At 50.8% G+C, this 11,088-nt stretch carries 10 protein-coding genes and 1 pseudogene; 10 read left to right on the top strand and 1 reads right to left on the bottom strand.

Annotated elements, in window-relative coordinates; genetic code table 11:
* The first annotated feature begins 323 nt into the window (after positions 1–323).
* From GRH90_RS25955 to GRH90_RS16465, 7 genes are all read left to right on the top strand, one after another.
* A complete protein-coding gene (locus GRH90_RS25955) occupies positions 324–464 on the top strand; it encodes a hypothetical protein (RefSeq protein WP_178113174.1) in 141 nt (46 codons plus the stop codon).
* The gene (locus GRH90_RS16440; RefSeq protein WP_162367038.1) at positions 457–1,140 is read left to right on the top strand and encodes a VirB8 family type IV secretion system protein; all 684 of its coding nucleotides are present in this window, start codon (positions 457–459) and stop codon (positions 1,138–1,140) included. The genes GRH90_RS25955 and GRH90_RS16440 overlap by 8 nt, the downstream gene beginning before the upstream one ends.
* Positions 1,137–2,030 carry a P-type conjugative transfer protein VirB9 gene (gene virB9, locus GRH90_RS16445; protein WP_246236095.1) on the top strand — a complete coding sequence of 298 codons (894 nt, stop codon included), beginning with the start codon at positions 1,137–1,139 and terminating at the stop codon, positions 2,028–2,030. Before GRH90_RS16440 ends, virB9 begins: the two co-directional genes overlap by 4 nt.
* The gene (virB10, locus tag GRH90_RS16450; RefSeq protein ID WP_162367039.1) at positions 2,027–3,265 is read left to right on the top strand and encodes a VirB10/TraB/TrbI family type IV secretion system protein; all 1,239 of its coding nucleotides are present in this window, start codon (positions 2,027–2,029) and stop codon (positions 3,263–3,265) included. Before virB9 ends, virB10 begins: the two co-directional genes overlap by 4 nt.
* Positions 3,255–4,283 (top strand): P-type DNA transfer ATPase VirB11, encoded by a 1,029-nt coding sequence (gene virB11 / locus GRH90_RS16455; protein ID WP_162367040.1) that lies wholly within the window; start codon positions 3,255–3,257, stop codon positions 4,281–4,283. The genes virB10 and virB11 overlap by 11 nt, the downstream gene beginning before the upstream one ends.
* Positions 4,270–4,671, top strand: coding sequence for a cag pathogenicity island Cag12 family protein (locus GRH90_RS16460; protein ID WP_162367041.1), 402 nt, complete (start codon positions 4,270–4,272; stop codon positions 4,669–4,671). Before virB11 ends, GRH90_RS16460 begins: the two co-directional genes overlap by 14 nt.
* Positions 4,672–4,754: 83 nt before the next feature.
* Positions 4,755–5,057 (top strand): TrbM/KikA/MpfK family conjugal transfer protein, encoded by a 303-nt coding sequence (locus GRH90_RS16465; protein WP_162367042.1) that lies wholly within the window; start codon positions 4,755–4,757, stop codon positions 5,055–5,057.
* A gap of 39 nt (positions 5,058–5,096) precedes the next feature.
* On the opposite strand, the gene GRH90_RS16470 is transcribed toward GRH90_RS16465, so the two are convergent.
* On the bottom strand, positions 5,097–5,984 hold the full coding sequence (locus tag GRH90_RS16470) for a LysR family transcriptional regulator (RefSeq protein WP_246236097.1): 888 nt from the start codon (positions 5,982–5,984) through the stop codon (positions 5,097–5,099).
* A 103-nt stretch (positions 5,985–6,087) separates the two neighbouring features.
* Between GRH90_RS16470 and GRH90_RS16475 the strand changes: the two genes are divergently transcribed.
* The 3 genes and pseudogenes from GRH90_RS16475 to GRH90_RS16485 form a co-directional block, all read left to right on the top strand.
* On the top strand, positions 6,088–7,455 hold the full coding sequence (locus GRH90_RS16475; protein WP_162367043.1) for an MFS transporter: 1,368 nt from the start codon (positions 6,088–6,090) through the stop codon (positions 7,453–7,455).
* A 1,387-nt stretch (positions 7,456–8,842) separates the two neighbouring features.
* Positions 8,843–10,717, top strand: coding sequence for a type IV secretory system conjugative DNA transfer family protein (locus GRH90_RS16480; RefSeq protein WP_162367044.1), 1,875 nt, complete (start codon positions 8,843–8,845; stop codon positions 10,715–10,717).
* A gap of 8 nt (positions 10,718–10,725) precedes the next feature.
* Positions 10,726–10,965: pseudogene (locus tag GRH90_RS16485) on the top strand (MobC family replication-relaxation protein); the annotation flags it as partial.
* Positions 10,966–11,088 lie beyond the last annotated feature (123 nt).

The following is an 11,088-nucleotide window of genomic DNA, read 5'->3' on the forward strand; positions in this document are numbered from 1 at the left end:
TCAGATACTAGCAAGTTTCACGCTTCGCTTAACTAAAATAATGTATACCTTTTTTTTATAAGAACTTAGCAATAATAACAATAATGAATAACCAAGTCGACCTGCCTAACCTGCTTCCCGCTAATCACGCACCCTTAGGTTAATCGTGTCTGCCTATGGCACGGTGTCGACTGTCAAATTAGATTTACGCTCACAACTAGAAACTGTCACATCGAGGATGGGTTACTACACCTAATCTCTTCCCCGCTCATCACATCCGAATTCGTATCGCGTCGTGGCGATAACACTGACGCCACTGCATCCGTTAAATAAAGAGGCCTGATATGAAACTCAGCATTTTCCTTCTGATGCTGTGCGCACTCATGGGCTGCACACAGCATAACGTCACCCTCCCGCCGGTATCCGGCGAACCACAACCGGTGAACACTCCGGCCATCATCCAGGAGCTGACAAGCCATGTCTGAAGCAGAAAAAGTCCTTGCGTCGTCCCGAACGTTTGAAACCGTCATTCTGGAAAAGGATGCGCGTGAAAAAAAGGTTGCTTGGCTGATGGCAGCGGTCGGTTTTATTCTTGCCGCGATGGCCATTGTGGCCCTGATTATCCTGCTGCCACTGAAAACCACTGAAATTGAGTTGTGGTCGGTGGATAAACAGACCGGACGTTATGAATATATGACCCGCATAAAAGAGCGGGATATTTCTTCTGAAGAATCTCTGGCGCATGCCTTAGCGGCAAACTACGTCAAGCTCCGCGAAGGGTATAACTATTTTTCGCTCCAGCGCGATTATGACGATGTGCAGTTATTTAACAGCAACAGCGTGAATAAAGATTATCTGGACGGGTTTAACAGCGACCAGGCACCGGATGTCATTTTCAATAAAGCGGAATATGTCGTTTATATTGACATTATTTCCAACGTTCACGCCTCCGCCACAGCGCCCGACCATCTGGCGACATTGCGCATCAGACGCACCATTCGCCGCATTGCGGATAACTCGGTCAAAACGGATGTCTGGAATATTCGCCTGACGTACCGCTACCTCCCCCGCAAACAACTCACCGACAGCCAGCGTGAAATGAACCCGATGGGCTTCATCGTCACCAGCTACCAGCGCGATAAAGAATTGAGGACTGAATGATGCTGAAAAAAAGTCTGGGCCTTACCCTTATCCTGGCGTCATGCGTGTCCTGGGGGGCCGCCATGCCGCGTGGAAGTACCTGGGACAGCCGGATGCAGAACGTTACTTACAACAGCCAGAACGCCACGGTCGTCAATACCCGCCCCGGCTACCTCACCACGCTGCTGTTCGACGATGATGAGGAGGTTATTGATGCGCAGGCGGGCTTTCCCAAAGGCTGGACGGTGACCCGCAGCGATAACCGGGTGGGCGTCAGCCCGAACCCCATTACCCAGCCAGTGACGGACGCCAGCGGCAATAACGTCAGTCAGGTATTTCTCCCGACCGCGAAAGACTGGAAAACCAACCTCTTTGTCGTGACGTCAAAACGAGATTACAGCCTGGAGCTGAACGTGCTGGATAACGACTCGCCCTCGCAGGCATTCGTTATCCGCTATCGCTATCCGGATGAGGTCCGCCGGCAATCAGACGCTGCCAGCGCGACCCGGTTGAAAATGCTGCGCGAAACGCAGGAAAAGCAGCAGATCGCAGCGGCATTTAAACAGGCCACCACACCCCGTAACTGGCGCTATACCAAACGTGTGGCGGCAGGCTCAGCGTCCATAGCGCCGGACTTCACTTACGATGATGGTCGCTTTACCTATATCGGCTTTTCACCGGTCAAAATCCTGCCCTCTCCCTTTCTGAGGGTTAACGGTCAGGAGCAGGCTGTCACGCCCAGAATTGTCAGCCAGGGCAATTACACCGTGATGGTGGTACGGATGTTGTCGCCGCGCCTGGTACTGCGCTACGGCAATGCCGTGGTCGGGATTGAAAACGCAGCATACGGGCAAGCCACGGTCGCCAGTGGTGACACCGTGTCACCCGCCGTCACTCTGGAGGCCAAATGACAGACCCATCCTTTTCAGAAGCAACAGAAAAAACCACAGCAGAGCTGGAGTCAGAGGCCCGCGAGCGCGCCCGGTTGGCGATGGCGAGCCCGGAGTCGGAACAAAAAACGCCTCCCGGTCAGCCCGAAGTGACCCGCTTTCGAAAAACATCCGGTCGCCGGACGCTGCTGGTCTGCCTGATTAGCGTGGCCTTACTGATTGCTTTGGCGCTCGGCGGCGATCGCTTGCTCGGGGGGCTGAAAAAAGGTGACGAAAAGGAGGCCGACACCGCGCCACCGCCTTCGACCGGCGCGGGGCAACATGCACGAACCAACCTTGGCATGGACAGCAATCCGTTCGGTCTGTTCGGACAGGACAAACCGGAAATAACGACGGAAAAGGACCAGGCGCAAAACGCCGCGCCATCCTCACCACCGAAACCACCCGCGTTGAACAAGGTAACGGCGCTAGCTGACGGGTTGAGCAACGCCACAGGGACAGCTCAAAGTGGAAATACGAGAACCACCCGAAGCGAACCACGCGACAGCGCGGGAACGACCGGCGGTCAGGCAACCGCCTCCGTTACCCGTGGCAACAATGACAGTCCGGGGGTGGCTAAGGTCACCGGCGTTAGGCGGCTGAACCTCGATCCTGATCTCTACATCCCGGTTGACCGCTATATCCCCTGCTCAATGATGCGGCGGTTTGTCTCCGATGTGGGCGGCGCGATTTCGTGCTTGATCAGCGAGGATGTCTACAGCGCCAGCAACCATGTAAAGCTGATCTCGGCGGGCACCGTCGCCAGGGGCGTTTACCGCGCCGGGGCGTTGCAACACGGACGTAGCCGGATGTTTGTTATCTGGACGGAGTTACGCACGCCGGAGCCCGGCAGTCTGCAAATTCCGCTCACGGATACCGGGGCCACCGGCCCGCTGGGTGAGGCAGGTATTTCGGGCTGGATTGATACCCATTTCTGGGCGCGTTTCGGTAATGCCCTAATGCTGAGCACCGTGCAGGATGTGGCTGCGGCAGCGGCGGATTCAGCACCGGGAAAAGACCGCAACACCGACTATACCGAAAACACCCGCGCCGCCGCGTCGGAAATGGCGAAAACGACGCTGGAGAACAGCATCAATATCCCGCCCACGATGTATCTGAACCAGGGCGACGTTATCAGCATCATGACCGGCACCGATATTGATTTTTCCTCCGTCTATCGACTGCGTATAAAACAGAGAGGGGTGTATGACGACTGAAAACCTGTCTCTCGATTTTATGAAAAATCAGCTTTTCGGTGATTTCCTGCCGCTGGAGGGTCTGACCGAAATCGCCATTAACCGTCCCGGCGAGATCCACACCAAAATACGAGGTAAATGGCAGATGCACGATTCCCCGGTCACGCTGCGTCAGTGTTACGCTTTTGCCAAAGCGCTGGCTTCCTGGAATGAGGACAACGTGGATGATACGTCGCCCATTCTTTCCGCCACCCTTGAATCCGGCGAACGTATTCAGGCCGTTATTCCCCCGGCCTGTGAGCGGAATACAGTTTCCATCACGCTGCGCAAGCCGTCATTCGAACAGAAAACGCATCAGTCCTGGATTGATGCCGGTTTTTATAACCGGGTGACCGGTAAGGAGCGGACTGAAAGTAAGGATGATGAACTGGCCCGATATTATACCAGCGGGGATGTCCCCCGCTTTATTGAAAAGGCCGTTGAGTATGGCAGGACGATATTCATTGTGGGGGAAACCGGGTCTGGCAAAACCACCTATATGAAAACGCTGCTGCATTATATACCGCAACACCTGAGACTCATCACCATTGAAGACAACCCCGAAATCCAGTTTTATCACCACACCAACTATGTTCATCTGTTTTATCCGGCGGATGCCGGGGAGGACTCCATCGTCACGCCCGGCAGGCTTATCCGGGCCAATTACCGGATGAACCCGGACCGAATTCTGCTGGCGGAAATTCGTGGCAGGGAAGCCTGGGATGCGCTGAAAATCGTCGGCTCCGGTCATGAAGGACTTATCACCTCCCTGCATGCGGGCAGCCCGCAAGACTGTATTGAAGGCATTATTGACCGCTGTTTTGAAAACCCTGATTGCCAGAATATCCCGTTTGCGGTGCTGCTGCGCAAGGTGCTTAAAAGCGTGGATATTATCGTCAGTATTGATATTCACGGCGATATCCGCCGGATGGGTGATATCTATTACAAATATATTCACCTGGATAAAATGAAGGAGACCTTCAACGATGCGAACGATTGACCTGTTTTTAACCAGCGCGGTGATGGTTATCCTTTCTGGCTGTTCATCCCCACAGGAGCCCGCTCAGCCCGAATGGGATAAACCCGGCGTGGAAATGAATACAAGTCTTCCACAGTGGTCAGAGAACCAAGTTATTTTGCCGTATCCCACAGCCGATGGCCACTGGTCAATAAACATGGCCTTCAACCCTGATGCGGTTTACCCGCCGAATCTCTGGTATGCCGTGGTACATTCCAATCAGGTTATCGTTAACACACCGGAAGGTGAGCGTTATTTCAGGGCGAAAGCCTGGCTACGAAAAAACGGTTACTCCGGCGTCATTTCCTTCCAGCCAAAACTGAATAATTGCCTGACCTGCAATACAACCGAAATTGAGTTACATCGGTAACATTATCCACATCCCAGGTTTTCCAGATACCCCTCCCTACGACCCAACATTCAATAGATCCTTACCAACCAGAGGTAATCAACATGAAATCGATCATGCTGCCTGCATTTTTTCTCTGTATTGCTCCGTTATTGCCATCCACTGTGATGGCTGCCGATGCCTGTGAAGTCGTTTTATGTATGTACGGGAAAACGACAGGAAACGGCGGAGGAAAAGAATGCAGTTCTGCTGAACATTCTTTCTTTGATATTGTGAAAAAGAACAAACACGGTTTTCTTCCTGATCACACCGCCGATGCCCGTAAAGCATTTCTGCTCGAATGCGAATCAGCGGACCCGGATATCATCAGCCAGATCATCCGTCAATTTGGCCGTCTGCGCGGTTAGCGGAACAGCATCTCAGTTCACTGACACCAGATTGCGGTATTAAACTCCCCTGAGTTCATCACAATGAAAAGCTTTGTTAATGGCCGCTATAACTGCCTGAACACGTCCTGCGGACCAGACATCGGGATTGGCGACCAGCCAGATATCCGCAGATTCACTTCGGGTAGGCATAACGTTTTTCAATTCTGGGCAGCATCGTTGCATCATTTCCCGGGCCATCATCCCAATGCCGAGTCCTTGCCGAAGGGCTTCGATGTACATCCACTGCGAGCTGGCTTCAAGCACGATATGCCCCCCAGTCAGAGGCTCTCCGCACAGCACCTGCCAATATTGAGGCACAGTCTCCTGAGGAAACATAATTAAATCGTGACCAGAAAAAGCGTTGCCCTGCTTCGGTAGTCCTCGTCGGGACACATAGTCTTCTGAGGCATACAGGCCAAGCCTAAATGTTGCCAGACGGCGGATAATAAGAGTGTTATCTGAAGGCCGCGCACTGCGTATAGCCAGATCGGCTTCACCGCGGCGTATATCCATAATGTCCGGAGAGGTGGTCAGCCTTACCGTAATATCGGGGTAGCTTTGCCTGAGCTCACACAAAGCTGGCAGCAAAAAACACCGCGCCAGTGAATCAGTGGAGGCAACATGGACGTTACCTGATAAAGAGGCGTTCATGCCGGTACTTTTGTGTTCGATAGTAGTAGCAATGACTTCCATCTGCTCGATATCGGGCAGCAATTCTCTTCCGCTGTCAGTCAGCATATAGCCTTCTGGTGAGCGTCTGAATAACGAGGCATTCAGCTCCTGCTCAAGCGTGCGCAATCGACGGGCTACCGTCGCCTGATCAACCCCCAAACTGGCGGCTGCGGCACGCAAACTACCGGTGCGGGCAACCGCCAGTAGGTAACGGGTATTATCCCAGTTCATCATCCCCTCTGCATTTTTGCTGCACCTACGCGTATTTTCGCTGCGTTTTCAACCCTACTCTTACTTTTTACACTCAAAGCCATGTTTCGCCAACAGGTTAAAAACCATGTCACAACCCGATTTAGTCATAAACACTCAGCGTCAAATGATTCTTTTGATAACGCTATGCGTCGGTATGTTTATGGCGATCCTTGATGTCAACGTGATAAATATCGCCACGATTAACATTCAGTCTGAGTTCCATTCTTCAATTACCGCGATAACCTGGGCCGTGGACGCCTATAATCTGTCGCTTTCTGGTCTGATGCTTTCATCTGGCGTATTGGCCGACCGCTTTGGAGCCCGGCGTATATGGCTACTTGGTATAGCCCTATTTACCGGCGCATCAGCAGGCTGTGGTACAAGCGGGTCAATATTGGAATTAATTACCCTGCGCCTGGTTCAGGGAATTGGTGCAGCACTTTTTATTCCTGCCTCGTTCTCTCTGTTGTCTGCTATCTGGCCGGAAAGTGGATCGCGACAACGGGCGATAGGCATGTTTGGCGGGCTTGTATCGGTTGCGGCAGCGGCGGGACCGGTAGTCGGCGGTTTCCTGGTGAGCGGTATGGGCTGGCGCAGTATCTTTCTCATCAATCTGCCAATTGGGTTATATGGGATCTATTCCGGTTACCGGCTACTGCCCTGCTCCCCGAGGAAAAACCCGAAAGGACTGGATATGATCGGGCAGATTTTGGCGATCGCCACGCTGGGAGGTATCAGTTGGGTATTGATCGAACTTCCGATGCAGGGGTGGACGCAAAGTATGTTGCCCTTTATCACGCTGTTAACGTTGTTATGCGCGGCGGGATTTGTCACGGTTGAACGTCGGACCACTTCACCTATGTTGCCGTTATATTTTTTTCGCAGTCGTGCCTTCAATCTTGCTAACATCACCGGCTTTTTTATTAACGTCAGCTATTTTGGCAGTCTTTATGCTCTCAGTCTGGTTTTACAGAAACAGTGGCACTATACCCCTTTTCAGACAGGGATGGCGCTTCTGCCGCTGGCGGTTTTTCTCTTCGTCGGCAATTTTTCTGCCGGACGATTAATGTCCCGCTGGGGCGTGAAAACGCAAATGATTGGGGGACTCCTTATGGGCACTGTGGGATACGCTGGAATGATTGCGTTAGACAGACAGATCACGTTAGCGGTGATTATCGCTATGGCGTTACTGGCTGGAGGTGTGGCATTTGTCGTACCACCAATGACGGCAACGGTGCTATCAGGAAAAACTCAGGACACAGCAGGCACCGCCTCAGCAATCCATACTGCATTTCGCCAGACAGGTTCTTTAGTGGGCATTGCCCTGGCTGGTTTGATATTTTCGCTGGCAGACTCTCCTTTGACGTTACTGATGGAAATATCGGCACTGATTCATCTCTTGCTGGCAATCGGGATTGGATTAACCCTTTCCCTGTCGCGCCAAAAGCTTTAATGAACTTAAGCTATGCTGGTTTTGCTATGATAGCCCGGCTGCCGCTCATTGCCCTTATTCACATACTTTATCATTATGTCGCTGCTTTAAATGCGCCCCTATGGGGATCAGTTTGCCGAGGGCGCTTACCCACATTCAATAGATTACTAACGAGGTATCAGGTGTCCACATCGGGCTAGTGATCTTGCCAAGATTTTTTGATTTTTTCTAAGACTCGCAGATGACACAATGAAAAATCCGACGTTTTCTTTAAGCTTTTTAATGCGCCGGGTGCTTAAGGCAATACCGGCATTCTTTAAATAAAATTTTTAGTATTTCCCAAGTGATGCTTATTTACAACTTTACTATGTGTGACCACCTTTTTTTATAACTTCAGCGCCTAATACGCAAAATGGAAAGTAGTGGTCCGTTATTTTCATGGGCAAAGCATAGAGCATCGATTGAAAAGACCTTTCTCGCAAGTAATGTTCCGCTCCCACTTCTTAAAAAAAATGAGATAAAGTTTCTATATTAATGATTGTTTTCATTAATATTAGAAAAATATACACCATATTTTTAATATAAAAACATCTCTTATATAAGTGAGAGAGGGATTACACCTTCATACATTGAAATACTTTTCATTTTAAAATGCATTTAGTTTTTTGTTTCAAGCACTATAAATATTGAAATTCAATCTGGAAGATTGTTAGTTTCAATATATCAACATATCGATTGCTAAAGATGATAGCAATACAAAAAGAAATGGGTTTTAGGCTTGTTAATTCATGCGAAAGCAGGATTTAACAAGTGTCGTGAGGCGAGTAAATTCAATTTTGAAAAAAATTGCTAATTTGCGTCGCCCGAACCCACCGGCGAGCGTTCACCCCCAGGGGAACCGAGCTGGCCGGGGGGAGCCGAATAAATTTCGCCGCCCCAGCGAGCGAAAAGCTATCGCCCACGATAGCGGTTTATTTGGGGGGCGTAGCCCCGCACACCGTCGCGGCTAAGTCTCCGGCCAAAAGCCGGTAGCGTGGCGCGACCACCCTCTTTGAAGGCGTTTTCCCATTTTTTCGCTTGGCCGGAACGGACAAAAGAAAAAATAGGCGAAAAACGGCGTCTCAAAGGGGGTGGTCGCGCGTAGCGGGCGACGGTGTGCCGCCGTTGACTTTGGGGGTTTTGGCGCGGCGTCCAGCCACGACATTACCCCCATGCGCAAGTTCATAAGGGCGTCCAGCCCGCTTGAACTGGCGCACGCCGTTCGGGGCCGGGAAGTCTACCTCCCGGCGCATGGTCGCAACGCGGCCACCTCACGAGCCCTAGGCTTTCGCCCCGCCTTTTCGCCCAACACCGTGGGGCGAATTGATGGGGCGATGCGCTGGGGTGAGTGGCTGACGAAGGAGGCACGATGATCTTAAATAAGCTGGCCGTTTCACTGTCGCCGATAGTGAATGGCGCGCTGGCCTTCATTGCTTTTATGCAACAGCATCAACTGATGCTGGCTCTGCTATCGGGGCTGACCATGCCGTTTTTCGCGTCGATGAAAAGCGATGAGCGGCAAAAAGCCCCGTTCTGGCAAAAGTTGATTATTGCTTTTGCCATGCTGTGTTTTCTTTTCGGTACGATGGCCCCGGTTGTTATCGGGATTTTTCAGTGGCTTTATCAAGGCCGGATAGTCGCCAGCATTCGCGTTATGGCATGGTCGGTGCTGATTGCTTTTACCGTAGCGGGTTTTATTTTCCATATTCTGCTGCGTAGGGTATTAACGCCAGAATTGGACAAAATAAAGAAACGGCTCGTCAAAAAGTCAACGCTTGAGCGGGAATTACGCACCGATGTGCGCACGGTGAAATCGTTACTGCCGGAAACGTTGCATTATGATCCACTGGATTACATCGACTTGAGCAAAGGTATTTTTATCGGGATGGACCGGGATAAACTGCCGATGTACCTCCCATTAAAAGACTGGCAAAGACAACACGCGGATATTATCGGCACAACCGGTGCCGGTAAGGGGGTGGCTACCGGGATATTACTTTATCAAAGTATCCTGGCCGGTGAAGGAGTTTTTGTCATGGACCCCAAAGATGATGAGTGGGCACCGCACCTTTACCGGAAAGCCTGTGAGGATGCAGGCAAAACCTTTGCCTTAATCGACCTGCGAAAACAGCAATACCAGTTAAACCTGATTGAATATATTACCCCCGATGAACTAGAAGAACTTTTTGTCGCCGGCTTCAGCCTGGCGGAAAAAGGCCAGGAATCTGACTTTTACCGCATTGACGACAGAAAGGCGGCACGCATGGCGGCGCAATTCGTCAGTCACCGTCCAGACTCAACCGTCCGTGATATTTATAACGGCGAGTATGTTCAGGGCATTACGGAAAACATCAAAGCTTTTTTCGGCAAGATTGAAGAACTGGCATTATTAAATGCCATCAACGCGCCGACGGGATTTTCGCTGAATAAAATATTTGATGAGGGTGGCTGCTGTTATGTCATCGGCTCCATGCGAAACAGCAAGATTATTACCGCACAACGAATGCTGCTGGTGCGTCTTTATCAGCTGGCTGAACGGCGTGACCGGGTAAATGATATCCCCCGCCCCATTGCCATCTTCCTTGATGAACTGAAATACCATCTTTCCAAACCCGCACTCGAAGGACTGGGGGCGGCAAGGGATAAAGGTGTGCATATTATTATGGCGCATCAGTCCGTCGCCGATCTAAAAGACTGCCCGGCAGATTTAAAGGGTGAAGCCGTTGTCGGCGCAGTTGTTGAGAATGCCAAGTTCAAACTGGTTTATCGTGTCATGGACCCCGATACGGCTGAATGGGTGGCAAGAATGTCAGGCACCATATTAGTCGATGATGAAGTCCGCAAAGCGAAAACCGATGCCGTGCTGACAGAGACCATCGACAGTGAACGCACAATCAGACAGGCGGAGCGTTTCTTTATTGACAGCAATATGATCCTAAATCTGCCTGATTTTGTCAGCTTCATCTTTACGACAAAAACACTCCCGTCAGCATCATTAATTTCACCGATCAAGGTGAAAAAACGTGAGCTTGAGATCTTTGCAATTTCCCCCGATATTGCCGCATCAGCAGCATCGGTAAGAATCGCACTGGATTTCAGCGAGGAAGAAAAAACACCCGTACCCACAACATCAACGCCGAATATCATGACAACCCGGCCCGATCTTTTCTTCACGGATGAAGACAATAAAGCCACAAAGCCGACGCCTGACGAAGAAGAAAAACTGTCCCTGCTCAATTTTTAGGAGGCTAAATGCTTATCGCTACGCATAGCGAGCGCACCGCACGCAACAGCGAGAAAATAAAGAGACTGCTGAATTTTCTGAAAGAAGAAACCTATAGCGATTTTAAAACGCTGATGCTGCTTTTCGGCTTCAGGGATCACAAATCGCTGTATACGCTGCTGTCAAAAGTCGAGGGCATGGGGTTAATACAAAAGCATGTGCTGGAATCACGGACGATGAAAATTTCATTGTGGGGAATAACCAATGACGTAAGCGTAAAGCCAGCGCCGTCTGTTATCTATGTTCCAAGGTGGGTAGGTTAGAGCTCCGTCTCATTTAGAAAGAGCTCTATTTGTGGAAAAGCCCACCAACTGGCGTAACGGCTCCCGTAG

The sequence above is a fragment of the Acerihabitans arboris genome (assembly GCF_010131535.1).
In the GTDB taxonomy this organism is placed as follows: Bacteria; Pseudomonadota; Gammaproteobacteria; order Enterobacterales; family Enterobacteriaceae; genus Acerihabitans; species Acerihabitans arboris.

Bases quoted from the DNA above. Each gene is read 5' to 3' on its own strand.
- GRH90_RS25955 (WP_178113174.1), top strand. From the start codon at position 324: ATGAAACTCAGCATTTTCCTTCTGATGCTGTGCGCACTCATGGGCTGC.
- GRH90_RS16440 (WP_162367038.1), top strand. From the start codon at position 457: ATGTCTGAAGCAGAAAAAGTCCTTGCGTCGTCCCGAACGTTTGAAACC.
- virB9 (WP_246236095.1), top strand. From the start codon at position 1,137: ATGATGCTGAAAAAAAGTCTGGGCCTTACCCTTATCCTGGCGTCATGC.
- virB10 (WP_162367039.1), top strand. From the start codon at position 2,027: ATGACAGACCCATCCTTTTCAGAAGCAACAGAAAAAACCACAGCAGAG.
- virB11 (WP_162367040.1), top strand. From the start codon at position 3,255: ATGACGACTGAAAACCTGTCTCTCGATTTTATGAAAAATCAGCTTTTC.
- GRH90_RS16460 (WP_162367041.1), top strand. From the start codon at position 4,270: ATGCGAACGATTGACCTGTTTTTAACCAGCGCGGTGATGGTTATCCTT.
- GRH90_RS16465 (WP_162367042.1), top strand. From the start codon at position 4,755: ATGAAATCGATCATGCTGCCTGCATTTTTTCTCTGTATTGCTCCGTTA.
- GRH90_RS16470 (WP_246236097.1), bottom strand. From the start codon at position 5,984: ATGATGAACTGGGATAATACCCGTTACCTACTGGCGGTTGCCCGCACC.
- GRH90_RS16475 (WP_162367043.1), top strand. From the start codon at position 6,088: ATGTCACAACCCGATTTAGTCATAAACACTCAGCGTCAAATGATTCTT.
- GRH90_RS16480 (WP_162367044.1), top strand. From the start codon at position 8,843: ATGATCTTAAATAAGCTGGCCGTTTCACTGTCGCCGATAGTGAATGGC.